Genomic DNA, 21,927 nt, shown 5'->3' with positions numbered 1-21,927 from the left:
TGAAGCGACAGTTTCCCCGACCGGTACTTTAATGGATGGTCTGGAGCGACTGATCGCGGGGCTGTCATAGCCTCAAGGCTATGGATCCCATACCGAAAAGCTATTTCATCAATCGGTGATCCGGATCCACGCTCAAGGGTGGTTAGCTGAAAACAAAATCAAGAGGAGATGCCATGTCAACTGAATCGAAATGCCCGTTCAATCACGCCGCTGGCGGTGGCACGACGAACCGCGACTGGTGGCCGAACCAACTGAACCTGAAGATCCTGAGTCAACACTCGCCCAAGTCTGACCCGTTGGGGGGCGACTTCAACTATGCCGAAGCCTTCAAGAGCCTTGACTTCCAGGCGCTGAAAAATGACCTGACTGCGCTGATGACCGACTCCCAGGACTGGTGGCCGGCGGACTTCGGTCACTATGGGCCTCTCTTCATCCGCATGTCCTGGCACGCCGCAGGCACCTATCGTACCGGTGACGGCCGGGGCGGCGCCGGCTCCGGCCAGCAACGCTTTGCACCGCTCAACAGCTGGCCGGACAACGTCAGCCTCGACAAGGCCCGCCGTCTGCTCTGGCCGATCAAGCAAAAGTACGGCAACAAAATCTCCTGGGCCGACCTGATCGTCCTCACCGGCAACGTCGCCCTGGAGTCCATGGGCTTCAAGACGTTTGGTTTTTCCGGTGGCCGCGCGGATGTCTGGGAACCGGACGAAGACGTTTACTGGGGTTCCGAAAGCAAATGGCTGGGCGGTGACTCGCGTTACGGAAAAGAAGACAAACCGGTGCAGAAACCCGGCGATGTGCCCTTGGTGGCTGAGCCTGGCAGAAACGAGGACAGCCGTACCGAAAATGGCCGCAATCTGGAAAACCCCCTCGCCGCGGTGCAGATGGGCCTGATCTATGTGAACCCGGAAGGCCCGGAAGGGGAACCGGACCCGGTTGCCTCGGCCAAGGACATCCGCGAAACCTTCGGCCGCATGGCGATGAACGACGAGGAAACCGTGGCGTTGATCGCCGGTGGCCACGCCTTCGGCAAGACCCACGGCGCCGGGCCTGCCGACCACGTCGGGGCGGAACCGGAAGCTGCCGGCCTGGAGCTGCAAGGCCTGGGCTGGAAGAGCACATTCGGCACCGGCAAAGGGGCCGATACCATCACCAGTGGCCTGGAAGTGACCTGGACCACCACGCCAACCAAATGGAGCAACAACTACCTGGAAAACCTGTTCGGTTTCGACTGGGAACTGACCAAGAGCCCGGCCGGCGCCCATCAGTGGAAACCGAAGAACGGTGCCGGTGCCGGGATCATTCCGGATGCCTTTGATCCGTCCAAACGTCGTGATCCGACCATGCTGACCTCGGACCTGGCCCTGCGTTTCGACCCGATCTACGAACCGATCGCCCGACGCTTCCTGGCCAACCCCGATCAACTGGCCGATGCCTTCGCGCGCGCCTGGTACAAACTCATTCACCGTGACATGGGCCCGCTCTCGCGCTACCTCGGTCCGGAAATGCCGGGCGAGGAACTGCTGTGGCAAGACCCGATTCCTGCCGTCGATCATCCGCTGGTGAATGACAGCGATGTGGCAGGCCTGAAAAGCAAGGTGCTGGCGTCCGGCCTGTCGGTGTCGCAGCTGGTATCGACGGCGTGGGCCGCAGCGTCCAGCTTCCGTGGCTCAGACAAGCGCGGTGGTGCCAACGGCGGGCGCCTGCGCCTGGCGCCGCAGAAGTCCTGGCCGGCCAACCAGCCGGAGCAACTGGCCAACGTGCTGGCCAAACTTGAAGGCATCCAGAAGGAGTTCAACAGTGGCGGCAAGAAAATCTCCCTGGCCGACCTGATCGTGCTCGCCGGTGGCGCGGGTGTCGAACAGGCGGCAAAAAACGCCGGCCACAGTGTGACGGTGCCGTTCAGCCCAGGACGCACGGACGCCAGCCAGGAACAGACCGATGTCGAGTCCTTCGGTTTCCTTGAACCGATTGCCGACGGCTTCCGTAACTACCTGAAAACCCAGTACCGCGTGCCGGCCGAATCCTTGCTGATCGACAAGGCACAACTGCTGACGCTCAGCGCACCGGAAATGACGGTACTGCTGGGTGGCCTGCGGGTGTTGAACACCAACGTCGGCCAGAGCAAACACGGTGTGTTCACCCAACGGCCGGAAACGCTGACCAATGACTTCTTCACCAACCTGCTGGACATGGGCGTGGAGTGGAAGCCGGTGTCGGATGCCCAGCAGGAGTTTGAAGGGCGTGACCGCAAAACCGGTGCGGTGAAGTGGACGGGCACCCGGGTTGACCTGGTCTTCGGTTCGAACGCGCAGCTGCGTGCGCTGGCCGAAGTCTATGCCAGCGCCGATGCGCAGCAGAAGTTCGTCAAGGACTTCGTGGCTGCGTGGACCAAAGTCATGAACCTGGACCGATTCGATCTGGCGTAATCATAAAGCCTGAACTTGCCGCGACCTGCTTGGACCCGGTCGCGGCAAGCCCTTCTACTGTTGTTCAGCACCGACAGACCAGGCATCGATCACCGATTGCAGGAACTGCTGCGACAATCGCGGGTTGTCCAGGGCTCTGGCGATCAGTATCGCCCCGGTAATCGATGACAGGATGCGCAAGGCTTCCTGGTGCTTTTCATCATCGGTTTCGCCGTTGACCAATGGCATCAGCGTTTCGATCAGGGTCTGCACGCCTTGGGTGAACGAGCGGCTGACGGCACCGCCGTTGCGCGCGACATCGGCCGCCAGGGCAGGGATCGGGCAGCCTTCGGTCCAGTTGGCCATGTGGCTTTGGCTCAAGTACCTCTTGAGCAGTTCGGGGATGGATTTGGCCGCTCGCCAGTCGTCGATGTTGGTTTCGAACGTACGGCTCACAGCCTCCGACGCCAACTGCTCTTTGCCACCTGGGAACTGTCCGTAAAAGCCGCCGTGGGTCAGGCCCACCGAGCGGGACAGTTCGCCGATCCCGATGCCGTCGATGCCTTTTTCCCGGTACATCCTCGAGGCCGCGCCGAGGATCGCTTCCTTGTTGGCCGCTGCCTTGTCTTTCGTCACTTTCATGAGTGGAGTCCTGTCTTCCGATGGGCGCCATGGCAATTTTTTGCTGAAGGGCTGGTATTAATGATGGTCGTAATATAAATTCGCGGCAATGGCCTTGCAGGAAAAACACCTCACAGGGTGCTGACCCATGAAACGTAATGATCTGCGCAATATCGACCTCAATCTGCTGGTGGTTTTCGAGGCGCTCATTCAGGAGCGCAACGTCACTCGGGCCGCAAAAAGACTGTCCCTGGGCCAACCGGCGGTCAGCGGCGCATTGGCTCGTCTGCGCACGTTGTTCAACGACCCTCTGTTTAAACGCATTGGCCACAAAATGGAACCGACCACCCGAGCCTTGCAGGTGGCGCAAACGCTCGGGCCGGCACTGGACTCCATTTGTTCCGTCGTCAGTTTGACGGCTTGTAATGAAAAAACCTGCTGATTCATAGGCGTGCGAACCGAATAAACACGGCGCACTGGAGTCCATCGCCAGCAAGGTTTCAGCGTGGGCACGGTCCCCTGTGGGAGCTGGCTTGCCAGCGATGGTCGTTAACGATAACGCGTGGAAGCTGGATGAACGCGGCGCACTGGCGTCCATCGCCAGCAGGCTGGCTCCCACAGTTTTTCCGTGGGCACGGTCCCCTGTGGGAGCTGGCCTGCCAGCGATGGTCGTCAACGATAACGCGGGTTAGCTGGATGAGCGCGGCGTACTGGCGTTCATCGCCAGCAAGCTGGCTCCTGCAGTTTCCCCGTATTGCGTGAAAAACCTTTTTTTTGTGCTTATACATGATGGTCATCATTAATGGTGATACCCAAGTTCACTCCATTCGATTCGTCGCTGCCCCTTGTGCGGCCGAGAATTCTCCAACCCTTAAACCGTCTGGCGGACACCCCCATGGAACAGTCACTCAAACCTTTGCGTTATCCCCTTGCTGCCCTGACCCTGGCGGCCATCACGGCCTGCGGTCACGCGCCCGATGCCGCCAAGGCGCCGGGTGCGCCTTCTGTCACCGTCGCCAAAGTGCTTGAGCAACCCATTACCGAATGGGACGAGGTCACCGCCCGTCTGGAAGCGCCGGAAACCGTCGTGGTGCGTCCGCGGGTTTCGGGGCAGATCGATCGTGTCGCCTTCACCGATGGCGAGTCGGTCAAGAAAGGGGATCTGCTGTTCCAGATCGATCCACGTCCGTTCGAACACGAAGTGCACCGCCTCGAAGCGCAGTTGCAACAAGCTCGCGCCGCGCTGGTTCGAAGCGCCAACGAAGCGCAACGCGGCCAGCGCCTGCTGAGCAGCAATGCCATTTCTGCGGAACTGGCCGACACGCGCAGCACCACGGCCCAGGAAGCCAAGGCCGGTGTCGATTCGGTTCAGGCGCAGCTGGATCTGGCACGCCTGAACCTGAGCTTCACCCGCGTCACTGCGCCGATCAGCGGCCGGGTCAGTCGTGCCGAAATCACCGCCGGCAACATCGTCACCGCCGACACCTCGGCGCTGACCAGCGTGGTCTCCACCGACAAGGTCTACGCCTATTTCGATGCCGACGAACGCCTGTTCCTCAAGTACGGCCAGCTCTCCCGTGAAGGCCGGCGCAGTCAGTCCACGCCGGTGTACATGGGCCTGTCGAACGAGGAGGGCAATAGCCATCTGGGGCAGATGAACTTCGTCGACAACCAGGTCAATCCCAAGACCGGCACCATCCGTGGCCGCGCGGTGTTCGACAACGCCGACGGTCAATACACCCCGGGCCTGTATGCCCGGTTGAAACTGGTGGGCAGCGCGGCCTATGCCGGCCTGCTGATCAAGGACGAGGCCGTGGGCACTGACCTTGGCAAGCGATTCGTGCTGGTGATCGACCAGGACAACAAGGCCGTGTACCGCAGTGTCGATCTGGGGCCGAAGCTCGAAGGCTTGCGCATCGTGCGCAGCGGTTTGCAAAAAGACGACCGGATCGTCATCAACGGCCTGCAACGGGTTCGTCCCGGCGCGGTGGTCGCGCCTCAGGACGCGCCAATGGCCGATGCGCAAACCGTCGCCAACCTGGCCCGTCAGCGGCAGGCCGTCGAGGCGGGTAATCAGCCCGTCGCTCCGTCCCCGGCACTGGTGAAAACCGATGCCGCCGTTTCGCCTCGCGGATAAAGGAACACTGCCATGAAGTTCTCCCGGTTCTTTATCACGCGGCCGATCTTTGCCGCCGTGCTCTCGCTGCTGATCCTGATTGCCGGCGCCATCGCGCTGTTCCAGTTGCCGATCAGCGAGTACCCGGAAGTGGTGCCACCCACTGTCGTCGTTCACGCCAACTATCCGGGGGCCAACCCCAAGGTCATCGGTGAAACCGTGGCCGCGCCCCTGGAGCAAGCCATCACCGGCGTGGAGAACATGCTGTACATGTCCTCGCAGTCGACGGCCGATGGTCGACTCACGCTCACCGTGACCTTCGCCCTGGGCACCGATCTGGACAACGCCCAGGTACAGGTACAGAACCGCGTGACCCGCACCGAGCCGAAGCTTCCCGAGGAAGTGACGCGCATCGGTATCACCGTGGACAAGGCGTCGCCCGAGCTGACGATGGTGGTGCACCTGACCTCGCCGGACAAGCGCTACGACATGCTGTACCTGTCCAACTACGCGATCCTCAACGTCAAGGATGAGCTGTCGCGCCTGAACGGAATCGGTGACGTGAAGATGTTCGGTATCGGCGACTACTCGCTGCGTATCTGGCTCGACCCGAACAAGACCGCGTCACGCAACCTGACCGCCACCGACGTGGTCAATGCGGTGCGTGAACAGAACCGTCAAGTGGCGGCCGGTCAACTGGGTTCACCGCCTGCGCCCAACGCCACCAGCTTCCAGATGTCGATCAACTCCCAGGGCCGCCTGGTCACCGAAGAAGAGTTCGAGAACGTGATCGTCCGCAGTGGTGCGGACGGCGAAATCACCCGCCTCAAGGACATTGCGCGGATTGAACTCGGCTCCAACCAGTACGCCTTGCGCGCCTTGCTCAACAACCAGGAAGCGGTGGCGATGCCGATCTTCCAGCGCCCGGGTTCCAATGCCATCGACGTTTCCGATCAGGTGCGGGCGAAGATGGCCGAGCTGAAAAAGAGCTTCCCCGAGGGCATGGACTACGAGATCGTCTACGACCCGACCATCTTCGTGCGCAGCTCGATCGAGGCGGTGGTCCATACGCTGTTCGAAGCGCTGATCCTCGTGGTGCTGGTGGTGATCCTGTTCCTGCAAACCTGGCGCGCCTCGATCATTCCGCTGGTCGCCGTACCGGTGTCGTTGATCGGTACCTTTGCCGTGATGCACCTGTTCGGTTTTTCGCTCAATGCCTTGTCGCTGTTCGGCCTGGTATTGGCCATCGGCATCGTGGTCGACGATGCGATCGTCGTGGTGGAGAACGTCGAGCGCAATATCGAGACGGGGCTCGATCCGGTTGAAGCGACCCAAAAAGCCATGGGCGAGGTGACCGGCCCGATCATCGCCACGGCGTTGGTGTTGTGCGCGGTGTTCGTCCCGGCGGCGTTCATTTCCGGCCTGACGGGGCAGTTCTACAAACAGTTCGCCCTGACGATCGCGATCTCCACGGTGATCTCTGCGTTCAACTCGCTGACCTTGTCGCCAGCATTGGCGGCGGTTCTGCTCAAGTCCCACAGCGCACCCAAGGACCGCTTTTCGAGGATTCTGGATCGCCTGTTCGGTGGCTGGCTGTTCAAGCCCTTCAACCGGCTGTTCGAAAAGGCCGGCAATGGGTATGTCGGGACCGTGTCCAAGGTCATCCGTGGCAGCAGCGTGGCGTTGCTGGTCTATGCCGGCCTGATCGCCCTGACCTACATGGGCTTCAGCACCACGCCGACCGGGTTCGTGCCGACCCAGGACAAAAAGTACCTGGTGACCTTCGCGCAACTGCCGGATGCGGCCAGCCTGGATCGCACCGAGTCGGTGATCCGCCGCATGAGCACCATCGCCATGAACGAACCGGGCTTCGACAGCGCTGTGGCCTTCCCGGGCCTGTCGATCAACGGTTTCACCAACAGCCCGAACGCCGGTATTGCCTTCATCGGCTTGAGCGCTTTCGATGAACGCAAAAGTCCGAGCCTGTCCGCCGGAGCGATTTCCGCTTCGCTGAACGCCAAGTTCGGTGGCATTCAAGACGCCTACATCGCGGTGTTCCCGCCGCCACCGGTGCAAGGCCTGGGCACCATTGGTGGCTTCCGCCTGCAGATCGAAGACCGCGGCAACCTGGGGTACGACGAGCTGTACAAAGAGACCATGAACATCATCGGCAAGAGCCGCAGCGTGCCGGAACTGGCCAACCTGTTCACCAGCTACACGGTGAATGTGCCGCAGGTCGAAGCCGCCATCGATCGCGAAAAAGCCAAGACCCACGGCGTGGCGATCAACGATATTTTCGACACGCTGCAGGTGTACCTGGGGTCGCTGTACGCCAACGACTTCAACCGTTTTGGCCGTACCTATCAGGTCAACGTCCAGGCGGAGCAACAGTTCCGCCAGGAGCCGGAGCAGATCGGTCAGTTGAAGGTGCGCAACGACCGTGGAGAGATGATTCCACTGGCCACCTTCGTCAAGGTCAGCCCGACGTCGGGGCCGGACCGGGTCTCGCACTACAACGGTTTCGTCACCGCAGAAATCAACGGCAGCGCGGCCCCGGGCTACAGCTCCGGCCAGGCGCAGGCGGCGATTGAAAAGCTGTTGAAGCAAGAGCTGCCCAACGGCATGACCTACGAATGGACCGACCTGACCTACCAGCAGATCCTCTCCGGCAACACCGCGTTGCTGGTGTTCCCGCTCTGCGTCCTGCTGGCGTTCCTGGTGTTGGCGGCCCTGTATGAAAGCTGGAGCCTGCCGCTGGCGGTGATCCTGATCGTGCCGATGACCCTGCTGTCGGCGATTGCCGGGGTGATCATCTCCAAGGGCGACAACAACATCTTCACCCAGATCGGCTTGATCGTGCTGGTGGGGCTGGCGTGCAAGAACGCGATCCTGATCGTCGAGTTCGCCAAGGACAAACAGGACCAGGGCCTGTCGCCGCTGGACGCTGTTCTCGAAGCCTGCCGGCAGCGTCTGCGCCCGATCCTGATGACGTCGTTCGCGTTCATCATGGGCGTCATCCCGCTGGTGACGTCCACCGGCGCCGGTTCCGAGATGCGTCGGGCCATGGGGGTTGCCGTGTTCTCCGGGATGCTCGGGGTGACCTTCTTCGGTCTGTTGCTGACACCGGTGTTCTACGTCCTTATCCGTCGCTACATCGAACGTAAAGCCGCGCGCCAGGAAGCCCGCGCTCACTCGCTCAAGGTCATCGATCCGGAGGCACACTGATGAACGCTTTCAAGCTGTTTTTACCGAGCCTGCTGGTCACCGCGTTGGCCGCCTGCACCGTCGGGCCGGATTACAAGACCCCGGACACGGCGCCGGCCCATGTCGTCTCGGCCCAAGGGGCCAACTACGATCAAACGCGTTTCGAAACGGTGTGGTGGCAGCAATTCGATGACCCCACGTTGAATCAGCTGGTCGGTAAAGCCCTCAATGGCAACCGCGATCTGCGCGTGGCCTTCGCCCGCTGGAAAGCCGCGCGGGCCATCCGCGATGACATCAGCAACGACAACCTGCCGGTGGTCACCAGCCGGGTCAGCAGCCAGCAGGGCAAGTCGCAGGTGCCGGGTCTGACCGAGAGTAGGGTCAACACCGATCGCTACGACCTTGGCCTGGACATGGCCTGGGAGATCGACCTGTTCGGGCGCATCCAGCGCGAACTGGAATCCAGCGATGCCCGGGAAGACGCCACGGCGGCGGACCTGTACCAACTGCGGGTGAGCATGATCGCCGAGCTGGTGGATGCCTATGGTCAGCTGCGGGGTGCGCAACTGCGGGAAAAAATCGCCCTGGCCAACCTGAAGAACCAGAGCGAATCGCGCAGCGTGACGGTGAGCCTGCGTGACGCGGGCGTGGGCAATGAACTCGACGTGGTGCGTGCCGATGCCCGCCTGGCGGCCGTCGAAGCGAGCGTGCCGCAACTGCAGGCGGAGCAGGTGCACCACAAAAACCGCATCGCCACGCTGCTGGGTGAACGCCCGGACACCCTGGGCATCGACTTGAGTCCGAAGGACTTGCCGGCCATCGCCAAGGCGTTGCCGGTGGGTGATCCCGGCGAGCTGTTGCAGCGGCGCCCGGATGTGCGCGCGGCAGAGCGCCGCCTGGCGGCTTCAACGGCGGATGTCGGGGTGGCCACCGCCGACCTGTTTCCACGGGTGAGCCTGAGCGGATTCCTGGGGTTCATCGCGGGGCGTGGTTCGCAGATCGGCTCCAGCGCCGCCCGCGCCTGGAGCCTGGGCCCGAGCATCACCTGGGCCGCGTTTGACCTGGGCAGTGTGCGGGCGCGCATTCGCGGCGCAAACGCCGAGGCCGAGGGTGCGTTGGCAACCTATGAGCAACAGGTGCTGCTCGCCCTGGAAGAGTCGGAAAACGCCTTCAGCGACTACGGCAAGCGCCAGCAACGCCTGCTGTCGCTGATCAAGCAAAGTGAGTCGAGCCGTGCCGCGGCCGACCTGGCGGCGACCCAATACAAGGAAGGGGTGGTGGACTACCTGGTGTTGCTCGACGCACAACGCGAGCGCCTGAACGCCGAAGATGCCCAGGCACTGGGTGAAACCGACCAGTACCGGGCCATTGTGGCGATCTACAAATCCCTGGGCGGCGGATGGGACAGCGGCGACACCCGGCTCGCGAAAAACAACTGACAAACCCGTTGTTGCTTTTGTAGGAGCGAGCTTGCTCGCGATGGACGTTAACGAAAACGCGTGCTTGCTGGCTAAGCGCGGTGATCTTGAGATCATCGCGAGCAAGCTCGCTCCCACAGGGTTAGTGGGTGTACGCAGTATTTGTGAACTACCGAATCTACTGTGGGAGCGGGCTTGCCCGCGAAAGCGGTAGTTCAACTACCGATGATGTTGGCTGTGCCGACGCCTTCGCGGGCAAGCCCGCTCCCACAGGGATTTTCAGTGGGCAAAAGAACCGTGTTTGGCCCAACAACACCAATGTAGGAGCTGTCTCGATCCTGCAGTCAGCGGTGGCCGGAGATGCATTTTCGTTCAATGACCGTCCACAAGACGTGGCAACCCCCGGGCGCAGGAAGCGCTCGATGGCGGTCATGCCCACTGAGGTAAAGCGACTGTCCGAGGTGGCCGGATGGGACAGCGGCGACACCCGGCTCGCGAAAAACAACTGAGCGAGCAACACACAACCCGTGGCGAGGGAGCTTGCTCCCGCTGGACTGCGAAGCAGGCCCTGCTTTTCAGGTGAAGACCTGGGGGCCGCTTCGCGCCCCAGCGGGAGCAAGCTCCCTCGCCACAGAACGAGTGTTCACCTGTAGGAGCGAGCTTGCTCGCGATGGACTCAAGTGCACCGCGCTTAACCAGCAAGCACGCGTTATCGTTGACGACCATCGCGAGCAAGCTCGCTCCTACAGGGTTGGTGGTATGGCGTTAATGACCGTCGACAAGACGCGGCAACCCCAAGGGATTGCCCTCACGCAAAACCTCCGGCAGCAACTCATCCGGAAACCCCTGGTAAGCCACCGGGCGCAGGAAGCGCTCGATGGCGGTCATGCCCACCGAGGTGAAGCGACTGTCCGAGGTGGCCGGAAACGGCCCGCCATGCACGGTGGCAAAACACACTTCCTGCGGATGGGCGAAGGCGTTGACCACGATGCGCCCGGTGCGTCGCTCCAGGGTTGGCAGCAGGCGACGGGCCAGTGGCAGGTCGTCCTGTTCAAGGTGCAGGGTCGCGCTGAGTTGCCCCTTGAAGGAGCGGGCTACCCGCAACAGCTCTGCTTCATCCCGGACCTTCACCAGCAGCGCGGACGGGCCGAATACCTCCTGGGAAAGCGCCGGCTCGGCGAGAAAATGTTCGCCATCGACTTCGAACAGCGCCGAACGGCCGTCGACTTCAGCGGTGGATGTCGAGCCCACGGCGACGAGGCGGGCGCCGGCGTTTTCCAGGGTGCGCAGCCCGTTCAGATAGGCCCCATGGATGCCCGGTGTCAGCATCGTGCGCGCCGGTGCTGCGCTCACGCGTTGGCTCATGGCGTGGCGCAGTGCTGCAAACCCTGCGCCCTCGACGGCCAGCAGGATCGCTGGCTTGAGGCAGGCTTGCCCGACGTTGACCAGCATGCGTTCGACAAAGCCATCGCCAATCGCCGCGCCGCGTTCGGCGAGTGCCTGGGGCAGGATGAAGGTCGGGTTGACGCTGGTCATTTCGGCGAAGACCGGAATCGGCTCGGGACGCAATTGCGCACGCCGATACAGCGCCATGCCACCCTGTTCGGAACCGGTGAAGGTCACGGCCTTGATCAGCGGATGATCGACCAGCGCTTCGCCGATGGCATTGCCGCTGCCACGCACCATGGAGAACACGCCTTCGGGCAATCCGCTGTCTTGCACCGCCTGGCGGATCGCCCGGGCCTGGATTTCCGAGGCGCCGGGATGCGCGTTGTGCGCCTTGAGAATGACGGTCGATCCCGCCGCCAGCGCCGACGCGGTATCACCACCGGCCACCGAATAGGCGATGGGGAAGTTGCTCGCACCGAAAATCGCCACCGGGCCGATGGCGATTTTTTGCAGGCGATGATCCATGCGCGGGCGTGGCTGGCGCTCGGGTTGCGCCGGGTCGATGGCCAGTTGCAGGAAACGCCCCTTGCGCACCACATCGGCGAACTGGCGGAACTGGGTGGCCGCCTTGATTGCCTCGCCTTCCAGTTGCGCCTCAGGCACGCCGGTTTCCAGGGCGGCCCGTGCCGCCAGCGCCGCGCGAACGCGGTCGAGGTTGTCGGCGATGCGTTCGAGAAACGCCGCCCGCACGGCGAGCGAGGTATGGCTGTACACATCGAATGCTTCATCGGCCAGGGTCGCCGCCCGGTCGACATCGGCCACGCTGCCCAGCGCAAACGCCGGTTCAATCGGCCGGTTGGTCGCGGGATTGAGCGCCTTCAGGGTGCCTTCGCTGGCGCCGACATCACGGGCGCCGATCAGCAGGTTGCCGGTCAACTGCATCACGCACCTGCCTGTGCCAGTGCGGCAACCAGTTCATCGGTGGTCAGGATGGCGTGAGCGAAGGTCGGGCCGTTCAGCTCATGGGCCGAATGCATCATCTCGGGCTTGAAGGCCGCGGTCGCGTCGCGTACCAGGGTGACGTGATAGCCGAGCTCCTGAGCGTAACGGGCGGTGGCCTCGATGCAGGTGTTGGCCAGCAGGCCGACGATGATCACGTGGGTGATACCCTTTTGCTTGAGGCGAAAATCAAGGTCGGTATTGGCAAAGCCGCTGGAACCCCAATGTTCCTGAACGATGATGTCGCCGTCCTGCGGCGCGAAGTCGGGGTGCCATTCGCCGCCCCATTCCCCGCGTGCGAAGTGGTGCATGTGCATGATCTTGCACTGGGTGGGGCTTGGGTGATCCCAGTTTTCGTAGTCGCCTTTTTCCCAGCGGTGGTGCGGTACGATGACCACCGGAATGTCGAGCCCGCGAACGGTGCGATCAAGCGTGCGCAGGTTGTCGAGCAGGCCGACGCCCTTGGCAATGGGCTCGATCAAGGGGTAGATCTTTCCGCCTTCCGACAGAAAATCGTTGTAGGGGTCGACCAGCAGGTAGGCCGTCCGATCAAGAGGGTAGGTGGCGTTGGACATGGCGGTGCTCCGCAAGATAATCCGTGGATGATGAAGTGTAGTTGCCAGCAGTTCACGTAGATATGATAATCATAGTAACTAGGCAAGAGGCAATACCGCATGTCGGTGAAAACAACCGTTTCCGAAACCCTGTGTCCGATTTCCCGGGCCGAAGCCGTCGTGGGCGACCGCTGGACGGTGCTGGTGCTGCGTGAGTTGTTCATGGGCAGTCATCGCTTCGATGAAATCCAGGCGCAGACCGGCGGTACGCCGCAAATGGTCGCGGCGCGCTTGAAGAGCATGGAGGCCGACGGGCTCCTGGAGCGACGTGCCTACAGCGAACGGCCCAAACGCTACGAATATCACCTCACGGAAAAGGGCGACGCGTTCTACTCGGTGGTGCTGGCGCTGCGGGCCTGGGGCGAAACCTGGTGCAAATCGCCCGGGGAAGGTTTGGCGGTGGTCTATACCCACCGCAGTTGCGGCGAGCCCGCCGGCCTCGGTCCGCTGTGCGCCCATTGCGGGCAGCCCTTGCGCCGCGCCGACCTGATCAGTGAACCGAGTGCCGCCTATGTCGCCGAACGCAGCGCCCGGCGCGAAGCGTTCAAGGCCTAGCGGCGGGTTTGTATCGGCAGGTATCCGCAACGCCCGCCGTTACCCGGGCATACAAAACCGGGGTTTCCAGACACCCTGGCGATACACGGCGGCCTTCAAATGCAATCACCGGCACCGGGTCATTTTCGGCGCGGCTGGCCAGGGTTCAACTGGAGGAAAGGCAATGTTGCGTATCAACACCCGTCACACCATCGGCAAGCTGGGTCTGGTTCTGACCGCTGCAGGGCTCGCTGCCTTCGCGAGTCTCTCTCAAGCCCAGGAAACACAGGCGGCCCCGGCGATGAAAAGCTGGCAGCAGGGCCTGCATCGCACCGATCTGGTACGCGAAGATCTGGGCGCCGCCGACCGCGAAGTCACTCAGGTGCTCGTGGACTTCGACCCGGGCGTGACATCACCCAAACACGCTCACCCTGGCGTAGAAGTGGCGCACGTGATCAGCGGCACCTTCGAGTATCAGCTGGAAGGGCGGGCACCGGTGACGCTCAAGGCCGGTGATTCGTTGTACATCCCCGAAGGCGTCGCCCATGTGGCGAAGAACGTGGGCCAGGACAAGGCCTCGGAACTGGCCACCTACATCGCCAGGAAAGGCCAGCCGCTGCTGATCCTGAAGGAGTAGATGAACTGTAGGAGCGAGCCTGCTCGCGATGGTCTCGAGAGCGCTGTGTTTAACCAGGAAACACGCGTTATCGTTAACGTCCATCGCGAGCAGGCTCGCTCCCACAACAACAACACCAACAACGATTGTGGTGTTCAGAAAGCCTGGCCTGACCGGTATCAAGACGTCAGGCCAGGCTTTCTTGCGTCGGTCAAACCAGATTGATCTCGACGTCGATATTGCCGCGGGTCGCTTTGGAGTACGGGCAAGTCTGATGCGCCAGTTCCACCACGCTGCGTGCGATGGCCGGGTCCAGGCCCGGCAGGCTGACATTCAGGCGGGCTTGAAGGAAGAAAGCGTTTTCGGACTTGCCCAGATCGATTTCGGCATCCACCGCAACGTCGCTCGGCAAGGCCACTTTCAGCGCGACGCACGCCTTGCCCATCGCCCCGATGAAACAGGCCGACCAACCCGCCGCCAGCAGTTGCTCAGGATTGGTGCCGGCGCCCGAAGAGCCAGGAGGCGAAAGCTTGATGTCCAGGCGTCCATCGGTGCTGCGCGCCTGACCGTCGCGGCCGCCGGTGGTGTGGGTCTTGCCGGTGTACAGCACGGTATCGATTGCATTGATCATGGTGGTATTTCCTGTCAGTGGGTCGCGGGAATGCTCGGAAAACCTGCGCTTTCCGATGCGCCCCACTGTTTCACTTCCATGTACTGCCCATATGTCCTGAACCAGGGGTATGTGTATCGCCGTGTAAGGTGGCCGGGGGGACATACAGTTCGATACAAAGCGCTTGAATGCCTTCAGCCGGGGAGTGCCCACGAGCATCCCCGACGAAGGTCCGTTCGATTACACCTCCCAGTTCACCCTGTGCGCAGGTGCCGCCAGCGGGGACCCGGTGGCGCCGCCGTCGACGACGATTTCCGCGCCCACGACATTGCTCGAGTCGCTGGAGGCCAGGAACAGCGCGACGGTGGCGACTTCTTCAGCCTCGCCGATGCGGCCAAGCGGGATGGTGGTGATCAGCTTCTGCTCCAGCGCGTCCATTTGCGCCGAACTGGAGGCCAACGGGTTCCACACCGGGGTGCGCGCGGCGCCGGGGGTGATCTGGTTGACGCGGATGCCCCGGGGAGCAAATTCAGCGGCCATGACGCGGGTCATGGAGCGCACGGCGCCTTTGGTTGCGGCGTAAGCGCTGTAGCCGGGCCAGCCCATGGTGGCGTGTACCGATCCATTCAAAATGATCGAGGCGCCAGGGTTGAGGTGAGGTGCAGCCGCCTGCACGGTGAAAAAGGTGCCGGTGAGGTTGGTCTGGATGATGGTCTGGAACGCCTCGAGGGTGGTGCTGCCGACCGGCGTCAGTGCGGCCACGCCCGCATTGGCGAACACGATGTCCAGTTTGCCGAACGCTTCGACGGCCTGCGCCACGGCGCGCTCGATTGCTTTCACGTCGCCAAGGTCGGCCTGGATTGCAAGCAGGTTCGGGCCCAGTGCCGCCCGGGCTTCGTCCAGGGTTTTTTGGCTGCGGCCGGTAATGGCCACCTTCGCGCCTTCAGCGATGAACAGTTTTGCGGTGGCCAAGCCAAGGCCGCTGTTGCCGCCGGTGATGAATGCCGTTTTTCCAGCCAGTTTCATGGGAGTCTTCCTGTGGTTTTATAATGCAACCCTTGCAGTCGGTACGAATGCGCAAGGGTTACGGATTTTAGTCGGAGTGATGGGGGTTTTGGTTTCAATATGAAACCACGTGAAGATTAATAGCACTCCAGGTTGTATGATGCAACCACTGCACCCATCGACGCGCTGACGTCAGATCCGCTGTTTTTAACGAGGTCCGCTACATGAAACGCAAAAGTTTGCAGGGCAATCCCTGTCCGGTTGCCCGATCCCTCGATCTGATCGGCGATTGGTGGTCGTTGCTGATCGTTCGTGATGCGCTCGCCGGCACGCGGCGCTTCAGTGATTTTCAGAAGAGCCTGGACGTGGCGAAAAACATGCTCAGTACAAGGCTCAAAGGCCTGGTCGAGCAGGGTGTGATGCAATTGGTGCCGGCGGCCGACGGCAGCGTTTACAAGGAGTACGTACTGACCGAAAAGGGCAGGGCGTTGCAGACCGTTATCGTGGCGCTGTCGCAGTGGGGTAACGAATTCATGTACGAACCCGGCGAGCCGGGATCGGTCATGGTCGACGCGCGGGACCGCAAGCCGATTCGCAAACTGGAACTGGTTTCCGGCGATGGCAGGTCTCTCGCACCAGAAGATGTGGCGGTCAAACTGGGCGTTCCACACTGAGTTTTCCGCTGGCGTTATTGACTGCAAACCTCCCACACACAACCGCGCAGCCAGCGATGGGCCGGGTCGGCGTCCATGCGCGGGTGCCACAGCATCGACACCCTGATTGGCGGCGTGGGGAAGGGCAGCGCAAAGCAATGCATGCCCTGGCACAGGTTGCCGACGTGCCGCTCCGGTACGCTGGCGACCAGGTCTGAAGCCCGCGCCAATGCAATCGCGGACGAAAAATCGGCGACGAGGGTGACGATCTCCCGCTTCAGCCCCAACTCATTCAAGGCATCGTCCATGACACCTTTTTCGTGGCCCCGGCGTGAAACCAGGATGTGCCGGGCGTCGGCATATCGCACCGGTGTGACTTCGCCTTGAGCCAGTGGATGGCCCTCGCGCACGACGCCAATGAAACGGTCGCGAAACAGCATCCGGGTCCGCACTTCCGGGCTGGTGGATTCGCCGATCACGCCGGTCTCCAGGTCCACCGAACCGTCGCGCAGCAGGGTGCTGTCCTTGTTCAGCTTCTGCACGAAATTCAGGCGGACACCGGGCGCCTCGCGGTGGATGCGGGCGATCAGTGGCGCGCCGAAATTTTCTACGAAGCCGTCGCTGGTGCGCAGGGTGAAGGTGCGTGCCAGTTGGTCGAGATCGAGCGCCTCGGCGGGGCGCAGGACGGCTTCGGCGTCCTGCACCAGCACGCCGACGCGCTCACGCAACTCCAGTGCCCGGGGTGTGGGGACGAGCCCGCGTCCGGCCCGCACCAGTAGCGGATCGCCTGTGGTTTCGCGCAACCGCGCCAGCGCCCGGCTCATGGCCGACGGGCTCAGGCGCAAACGCTGTGCGGCCCGGGCCACGCTGCCTTCTTCGAGCAACACGTTCAGGGTGATCAGCAGATTCAGATCGGGCATTGAATCAATTCCTGTGGGAGCTGGTCTGTGGTGAGGGACCTGTGGTGAGGGGGCCTGTGGTGATGGGCCTGTGGTGAGGGGACCTGTGGCGAGGGGGCTTGCCCCCGTTTGAGTGCGTAGCACTCACAAGATCTTTGGTGCATCAGAGATTTTGGGGCTGCTTCGCAACCCAACGGGGGCAAGCCCCCTCGCCACAGGTCCCTCACCACAAGCCCCCCCTCACTACAGGCCTGCTCCCACACTGGTTTGTGGATAGGTGGCGTCTCGTGCATGTATTCAGTGCAAACGCTGCGTCTTCCGCCATGTTATGGCTGGGCTTAGGCTCCAGACAACCTGTTTGCGGAGTCGCGAGAAAATGAAGTCCATATCGATTCGGGGCGCACTGGCCAGCCTGTCGCTGTCCATGCTGCTGTCATCCCTGGGCACGAGCATTGCCAATGTCGGTTTACCGACACTGGCCGCTGCGTTCTCGGCCTCCTTCCAGCAAGTGCAATGGGTGGTGCTCGCTTACCTGCTGGCGATCACGGCGCTGATCGTCAGTGTCGGGCGGCTCGGCGACATCGTTGGCCGTCGGCGTTTGTTGTTGATCGGGATAGGTGTGTTTACCGCCGCTTCAGTCCTGTGCGCCGTCTCATCCAGTCTCGGATTGCTGATTGCCGCCCGGGCCCTGCAGGGCATCGGCGCGGCCATCATGATGGCGTTGACCATGGCGCTGGTGAGCGGGGCGGTGCCCAAGGCAAAACTGGGCAGTGCGATGGGCCTGCTCGGCACGATGTCGGCGATCGGCACCTCGCTCGGCCCGACCCTCGGCGGTTTCTTGATTGCCAATTCGGGATGGCAGGCGATTTTTCTGCTCAATGTGCCGCTGGGTGTTTTGGCGATGGGCCTCACGCTTCGTTTTCTACCGAAAGATGGCCCTGAGAAAAGGGCGGACCGAGCGGGTTTCGATGTCCTCGGCACCCTGGTACTGGTCCTGACGCTGCTGGCCTATGCGCTGGCGATGACCCTCGGGCGCGGCAGTTTTGCGCCGCTGAACCTGGCACTGCTGCTGGCGGCCGTGGTGGGGTCGGGGGTGTTTGTGTTCGTCGAGCGCACCGCCGAGTCGCCGCTGGTTCGACTGACAATGTTCCGCAATTGGCAGCTGAGCGCAGGTTTCGCCATGAGCCTGCTGGTGACCACCGTGGTCATGGCCACCCTTGTGGTGGGGCCGTTTTATCTCACCGGTGCACTGGCGTTGAATGCAGCGAGCGTTGGCCTGGTAATGTCGACGGGGCCGCTGGTCGCCGCACTGGCCGGGATCCCGGCGGGTCGATGGGTCGACAGATTGGGCGCACATCGATCCGGCACGCTCGGATTGCTGGCCATGCTGACCGGCGCTTGCCTCCTGCCCGCCGTGCCGACGGGGTTCGGTGCGTTCGGCTACATCGTGCCCCTGGCGGTCATGACCGCCGGTTATGCGCTGTTCCAGGCGGCCAACAATACCGCCGTGCTGGCGGACATCACGCCGCAAGAGCGCGGCGTGGTCTCCGGCTTGCTCGGGTTGTCGCGCAATCTCGGGCTGATCACGGGCGCCTCAGTAATGGGCGCAGTGTTCGCATTCGGCTCGGCCAGCCACGATATTTTGCAGGCGCCACCTGAGGCCATCGCGCAGGGAATGCGGTTGACGTTTGCGGTTGCGGCGGGGCTGATCTGCATTGCCCTGGCGATTGGCGCGGTCGGCAAAATCGTTTCACGTCGCCTGATCGCGTCGTGCTGAAAAACGGCGCGACTGTCGTGAAAACGACCTGTTTGCGCTGAACGCGAAGCCTTGTGAGTTTTCTGTTGAACGAGTGTTCAGTCTGGACTATGTTGAGGGCCACCTTCCCCCGGCTGGTTGCGGGCTTGCGTTTCTTCAATTCGAACGAGGCACTGGCATGCGGTTTTCACCCTTTGTAGAGCGGATCAGTGGCCAAGGCGTTGCCGCCTGGGATATTCACTACGCGGCCAACGCGGCACAGCGCAAAGGCGAGGACGTGATCATCCTCAGCGTCGGCGACCCGGATTTTCCCACCCCGGATTTCATCACCGATGCCGCCATCCACGCCTTGCGCGAAGGGGATACCCACTACACTGAAATCGCTGGCCGCCAGGCCTTGCGCGAAGCCATCGCCGGCCGCTACAGCCGGTTGATCGACCGCGAACTGCAGGCCTCGAACATCATTCTCACGGCCGGTGCGCAGAACGCCTTGTTCGCCACCTCGATGTGCCTGCTCGGCGCCGGCGACGAAGTGATCGCCTTCGACCCGATGTACGTCACCTACGAAGCCACGCTCAAGGCCTCCGGCGCCACGCTGGTGCGGGTGCCCTGTGCGGCGGACTCCGGTTTTCGCCTCGATGCCGCCGTGTTGGCCAAGGCCATCACCCCGCGCACCCGGGCGATTTTCTTCTCCAACCCGAACAACCCCACCGGTGTGGTACTGGGTCGCGAAGAGCTGCAAGCCATCGCCGATCTCGCCATCGCCCATGACCTGTGGGTCGTGGTGGACGAGGTCTACGAGAGCCTCGCCTACGAGCGCGAACACCTGAGCCTGGCGGCGTTGCCGGGCATGGCCGAGCGCTGCGTGGTGATCGGCAGCCTGTCGAAATCCCATGCCATGACCGGTTGGCGCATCGGCTGGGTCGTGGCCAACGAAGCCTTGGTCAACCATGTCGAAACCCTGGTGCTGAGCATGCTGTACGGCCTGCCCGGGTTTGTCATGGAAGCGGCGCTCAAGGCCGTGCAGTCCCACGATGACGTCACCCACGGCATGCGCGAGATCTATCGTCGGCGCCGCGACCTGGTGGTGTCCGGCCTGGCCGATTGCCCGGGCATCAGCGTGCTCAACCCCGATGCCGGCATGTTCGTGCTGGTGGACGTGCGCGGCACCGGCCTGACTTCGTTGGAATTCGCCTGGCGCCTGCTGCGTGAAGCCGGTGTCTCGGTCCTGGATGCCGCGGCATTCGGTGAACCGGCCCAGGGTTTTGTACGGCTTTCGTTCACCCTCAGTGAAGAGCGACTGGCCCAGGCGTGCCAGCGCATTCGCGGCTTTGTCCAGGTGCTCAATGGCGAAGCGCCGAGGCCGGTGATCGGCACCGTGACCAGTACCGCAACCGTCGAACCGACCGCGGCCAGGACCATGATCGAGGTCGATCGCCTGCACAAACGTTTCGGCAATATCGAAGTGCTCAAGGGCGTTTCCCTGACCGCCCGCGAGGGCGAGGTGATCTCCCTGATCGGTGCCAGCGGCTCGGGCAAAAGTACCTTGCTGCGCTGCATCAACATGCTCGAAGTGCCGGACCAGGGCCGCATCCTGGTCGATGGCGAAAGCATTCACCTTAACCAGAATCGCCCCGGCGCACCGCTGGTGTCGGACGCCAAACAGCTCGTACGCATAAGGTCGAGCCTGGGCATGGTGTTCCAGAACTTCAACCTCTGGCCCCATCGCACGGTGCTGGAAAACCTCATCGAAGCGCCGACCCAGGTCCTGCGTGAAAGCCGTGCGGAGGCCACCGAACGGGCCGAAGCCCTGCTCGAACGCGTCGGGCTTGCGGCCAAGCGCAACGAGTACCCGGCGTTTCTTTCCGGGGGACAGCAACAACGGGTGGCCATCGCCCGGGCCCTGGCCATGCGGCCCAAGGTCATGCTGTTCGATGAACCCACCTCGGCACTCGACCCGGAACTGGTCGGGGAAGTGCTGCGGGTGATCCGCTCCCTCGCCGAAGAAGGCCGGACCATGATCCTGGTGACTCATGAAATGGCTTTCGCACGCGATGTCTCTTCCAAAGTCGCCTTCCTGCACCAAGGGCTGATCGAGGAAACCGGTTCGCCGGACGAAGTGTTCGTACACCCACGCAGCGAGCGTTGCCGGCAATTCGTCAACGCTCATCAGACTCGCTAACTCATCATAAAAAGACGGGAAAACAACATGGGAAATCGACGTTTTGCAAACTGGTTGACCGGTGCAGCCTGCGTACTGCTGGCCGGCATGAGCGCGGCACAGGCACAGCCCATCCGTTTCGCGGTGGCCGCCGAACCCTATCCGCCGTACACCGAAAAGCAGGCCAACGGTGAGTGGAAGGGCTTTGAAGTCGACCTGATCCACAAGCTGTGCAGCGAAATGAAAGCCGATTGCGAGATCAAGGAAGTGGCGTGGGACGGCATCATTCCGTCGCTGCTGGCGAAGAAGATCGACGTGATCTTTTCCTCGATGTCGGTGACCGAAGAACGGGAAAAACAGATCGCCTTCAGCAAGGCCTACTACGATTCGGCGATTGCCGTCGTCGGCCCGAAAGAGACGTCGGTGAAGAAGTACCCGGATGACCTCAAGGGCAAGATCATCGGCGTGCAGAACTCGACCGTGAGCGCCAGCTACCTGAAGACCTACTACGAAAAAATCGCCGACGTTAAGTACTACGACACCCAGGATTCGGCCAACGCCGACCTGATTGCCGGGCGCATCGACCTGATGATGGCCGACGGCACCGCCATGGCTTCGTTCGTCAAGACCCCGGATGCCAAGGACCTGGCCTACCTCGGCACCGTGCCGTACGACCCGATCTTCGGCAAAGGCGTAGGCGCCGGCCTGCGCAAGGACGACACCGAACTCAAGGCGAAACTCGACAAGGCCATCCAGGAATTGCTGGCGAGCAAGGACTACGACGACCTGTCCCAGAGCTACTTCGGCACCAGCGTGAAGCCGGCGTTCTGATGACTGGCTAAACGCAAGTCCTGAGGAAAAGCAGATCCCTGTGGGAGCGAGCTTGCTCGCGATAGCGGTGGTTCAGTCAGCATTGATATTGAC

The 21,927-nt window shown here is 62.3% G+C and carries 17 protein-coding genes; 11 read left to right on the top strand and 6 right to left on the bottom strand.

The window, feature by feature from the left end:
* The first annotated feature begins 173 nt into the window (after nt 1–173).
* Nucleotides 174–2,429, top strand: coding sequence for a catalase/peroxidase HPI (katG, locus tag AC3WJW_RS23905; RefSeq protein WP_493727642.1), 2,256 nt, complete (start codon nt 174–176; stop codon nt 2,427–2,429).
* A gap of 54 nt (nt 2,430–2,483) precedes the next feature.
* Here the strand turns inward: katG and AC3WJW_RS23900 are convergent, their stop codons facing one another.
* Entirely contained in the window at nt 2,484–3,050 is a 567-nt protein-coding gene (locus tag AC3WJW_RS23900) for a TetR/AcrR family transcriptional regulator (protein ID WP_493727641.1), read from the bottom strand.
* Nucleotides 3,051–3,177: 127 nt separating this feature from the next.
* On the opposite strand from AC3WJW_RS23900, the gene AC3WJW_RS23895 reads away from it, so the two are divergent.
* From AC3WJW_RS23895 to AC3WJW_RS23880, 4 genes are all read left to right on the top strand, one after another.
* Nucleotides 3,178–3,471, top strand: a complete 294-nt coding sequence (locus AC3WJW_RS23895; protein ID WP_493727640.1) for a LysR family transcriptional regulator — start codon at nt 3,178–3,180, stop codon at nt 3,469–3,471.
* Between the two features lie 453 nt (nt 3,472–3,924).
* Nucleotides 3,925–5,166 (top strand): multidrug efflux RND transporter periplasmic adaptor subunit MexE, encoded by a 1,242-nt coding sequence (gene mexE / locus AC3WJW_RS23890; protein WP_429398528.1) that lies wholly within the window; start codon nt 3,925–3,927, stop codon nt 5,164–5,166.
* 12 nt (nt 5,167–5,178) lie between these two features.
* Complete coding sequence (locus tag AC3WJW_RS23885) at nt 5,179–8,370, top strand: efflux RND transporter permease subunit (protein WP_493727639.1); 3,192 nt, start codon at nt 5,179–5,181, stop codon at nt 8,368–8,370.
* Nucleotides 8,370–9,788: an efflux transporter outer membrane subunit gene (locus AC3WJW_RS23880; protein WP_493727638.1), complete on the top strand. Its 1,419-nt coding sequence runs from the start codon at nt 8,370–8,372 to the stop codon at nt 9,786–9,788. Before AC3WJW_RS23885 ends, AC3WJW_RS23880 begins: the two co-directional genes overlap by 1 nt.
* A gap of 744 nt (nt 9,789–10,532) precedes the next feature.
* Here AC3WJW_RS23880 and AC3WJW_RS23875 read toward each other — a convergent pair.
* A complete protein-coding gene (locus AC3WJW_RS23875) occupies nt 10,533–12,098 on the bottom strand; it encodes an aldehyde dehydrogenase (NADP(+)) (protein WP_493727650.1) in 1,566 nt (521 codons plus the stop codon).
* The gene (locus tag AC3WJW_RS23870) at nt 12,098–12,730 is read right to left on the bottom strand and encodes a cysteine hydrolase family protein (RefSeq protein ID WP_218504160.1); all 633 of its coding nucleotides are present in this window, start codon (nt 12,728–12,730) and stop codon (nt 12,098–12,100) included. Before AC3WJW_RS23870 ends, AC3WJW_RS23875 begins: the two co-directional genes overlap by 1 nt.
* Nucleotides 12,731–12,829: 99 nt before the next feature.
* On the opposite strand from AC3WJW_RS23870, the gene AC3WJW_RS23865 reads away from it, so the two are divergent.
* Nucleotides 12,830–13,324, top strand: coding sequence for a winged helix-turn-helix transcriptional regulator (locus tag AC3WJW_RS23865; protein WP_493727637.1), 495 nt, complete (start codon nt 12,830–12,832; stop codon nt 13,322–13,324).
* Between the two features lie 163 nt (nt 13,325–13,487).
* Complete coding sequence (locus tag AC3WJW_RS23860) at nt 13,488–13,940, top strand: cupin domain-containing protein (protein WP_428607257.1); 453 nt, start codon at nt 13,488–13,490, stop codon at nt 13,938–13,940.
* Between the two features lie 190 nt (nt 13,941–14,130).
* On the opposite strand, the gene AC3WJW_RS23855 is transcribed toward AC3WJW_RS23860, so the two are convergent.
* Both AC3WJW_RS23855 and AC3WJW_RS23850 read right to left on the bottom strand, forming a co-directional pair.
* Nucleotides 14,131–14,550, bottom strand: coding sequence for an organic hydroperoxide resistance protein (locus tag AC3WJW_RS23855; protein ID WP_493727636.1), 420 nt, complete (start codon nt 14,548–14,550; stop codon nt 14,131–14,133).
* A gap of 219 nt (nt 14,551–14,769) precedes the next feature.
* Complete coding sequence (locus AC3WJW_RS23850; protein ID WP_493727635.1) at nt 14,770–15,555, bottom strand: SDR family oxidoreductase; 786 nt, start codon at nt 15,553–15,555, stop codon at nt 14,770–14,772.
* A 203-nt stretch (nt 15,556–15,758) separates the two neighbouring features.
* Between AC3WJW_RS23850 and AC3WJW_RS23845 the strand changes: the two genes are divergently transcribed.
* On the top strand, nt 15,759–16,208 hold the full coding sequence (locus tag AC3WJW_RS23845; protein WP_493727634.1) for a winged helix-turn-helix transcriptional regulator: 450 nt from the start codon (nt 15,759–15,761) through the stop codon (nt 16,206–16,208).
* Between the two features lie 14 nt (nt 16,209–16,222).
* Here AC3WJW_RS23845 and AC3WJW_RS23840 read toward each other — a convergent pair whose 3' ends face one another.
* Nucleotides 16,223–17,107 (bottom strand): LysR family transcriptional regulator, encoded by an 885-nt coding sequence (locus AC3WJW_RS23840; RefSeq protein WP_493727633.1) that lies wholly within the window; start codon nt 17,105–17,107, stop codon nt 16,223–16,225.
* 355 nt (nt 17,108–17,462) lie between these two features.
* Between AC3WJW_RS23840 and AC3WJW_RS23835 the strand changes: the two genes are divergently transcribed.
* From AC3WJW_RS23835 to AC3WJW_RS23825, 3 genes are all read left to right on the top strand, one after another.
* Nucleotides 17,463–18,863 carry an MFS transporter gene (locus AC3WJW_RS23835; RefSeq protein WP_493727632.1) on the top strand — a complete coding sequence of 467 codons (1,401 nt, stop codon included), beginning with the start codon at nt 17,463–17,465 and terminating at the stop codon, nt 18,861–18,863.
* Between the two features lie 157 nt (nt 18,864–19,020).
* A complete protein-coding gene (locus tag AC3WJW_RS23830) occupies nt 19,021–21,024 on the top strand; it encodes an aminotransferase class I/II-fold pyridoxal phosphate-dependent enzyme (protein WP_493727631.1) in 2,004 nt (667 codons plus the stop codon).
* Nucleotides 21,025–21,051: 27 nt separating this feature from the next.
* Nucleotides 21,052–21,834, top strand: a complete 783-nt coding sequence (locus tag AC3WJW_RS23825) for a transporter substrate-binding domain-containing protein (RefSeq protein ID WP_007999835.1) — start codon at nt 21,052–21,054, stop codon at nt 21,832–21,834.
* Nucleotides 21,835–21,927 lie beyond the last annotated feature (93 nt).

The organism is Pseudomonas sp. GW821-FHT07G06 (assembly GCF_058986625.1).
Note: the sequence above shows the minus strand (reverse complement) of the source record. Positions and strands in the feature narration are given on the sequence as shown.

Excerpts from the sequence above, each read along its gene's own strand:
- AC3WJW_RS23865 (WP_493727637.1), top strand. The coding sequence starts at position 12,830 with ATGTCGGTGAAAACAACCGTTTCCGAAACCCTGTGTCCGATTTCCCGG.
- AC3WJW_RS23880 (WP_493727638.1), top strand. The coding sequence starts at position 8,370 with ATGAACGCTTTCAAGCTGTTTTTACCGAGCCTGCTGGTCACCGCGTTG.
- mexE (WP_429398528.1), top strand. The coding sequence starts at position 3,925 with ATGGAACAGTCACTCAAACCTTTGCGTTATCCCCTTGCTGCCCTGACC.
- AC3WJW_RS23860 (WP_428607257.1), top strand. The coding sequence starts at position 13,488 with ATGTTGCGTATCAACACCCGTCACACCATCGGCAAGCTGGGTCTGGTT.
- AC3WJW_RS23900 (WP_493727641.1), bottom strand. The coding sequence starts at position 3,050 with ATGAAAGTGACGAAAGACAAGGCAGCGGCCAACAAGGAAGCGATCCTC.
- AC3WJW_RS23840 (WP_493727633.1), bottom strand. The coding sequence starts at position 17,107 with ATGCCCGATCTGAATCTGCTGATCACCCTGAACGTGTTGCTCGAAGAA.
- AC3WJW_RS23885 (WP_493727639.1), top strand. The coding sequence starts at position 5,179 with ATGAAGTTCTCCCGGTTCTTTATCACGCGGCCGATCTTTGCCGCCGTG.
- AC3WJW_RS23835 (WP_493727632.1), top strand. The coding sequence starts at position 17,463 with ATGAAGTCCATATCGATTCGGGGCGCACTGGCCAGCCTGTCGCTGTCC.
- AC3WJW_RS23850 (WP_493727635.1), bottom strand. The coding sequence starts at position 15,555 with ATGAAACTGGCTGGAAAAACGGCATTCATCACCGGCGGCAACAGCGGC.
- AC3WJW_RS23845 (WP_493727634.1), top strand. The coding sequence starts at position 15,759 with ATGAAACGCAAAAGTTTGCAGGGCAATCCCTGTCCGGTTGCCCGATCC.
- katG (WP_493727642.1), top strand. The coding sequence starts at position 174 with ATGTCAACTGAATCGAAATGCCCGTTCAATCACGCCGCTGGCGGTGGC.
- AC3WJW_RS23875 (WP_493727650.1), bottom strand. The coding sequence starts at position 12,098 with ATGCAGTTGACCGGCAACCTGCTGATCGGCGCCCGTGATGTCGGCGCC.
- AC3WJW_RS23855 (WP_493727636.1), bottom strand. The coding sequence starts at position 14,550 with ATGATCAATGCAATCGATACCGTGCTGTACACCGGCAAGACCCACACC.
- AC3WJW_RS23870 (WP_218504160.1), bottom strand. The coding sequence starts at position 12,730 with ATGTCCAACGCCACCTACCCTCTTGATCGGACGGCCTACCTGCTGGTC.
- AC3WJW_RS23830 (WP_493727631.1), top strand. The coding sequence starts at position 19,021 with ATGCGGTTTTCACCCTTTGTAGAGCGGATCAGTGGCCAAGGCGTTGCC.
- AC3WJW_RS23895 (WP_493727640.1), top strand. The coding sequence starts at position 3,178 with ATGAAACGTAATGATCTGCGCAATATCGACCTCAATCTGCTGGTGGTT.
- AC3WJW_RS23825 (WP_007999835.1), top strand. The coding sequence starts at position 21,052 with ATGGGAAATCGACGTTTTGCAAACTGGTTGACCGGTGCAGCCTGCGTA.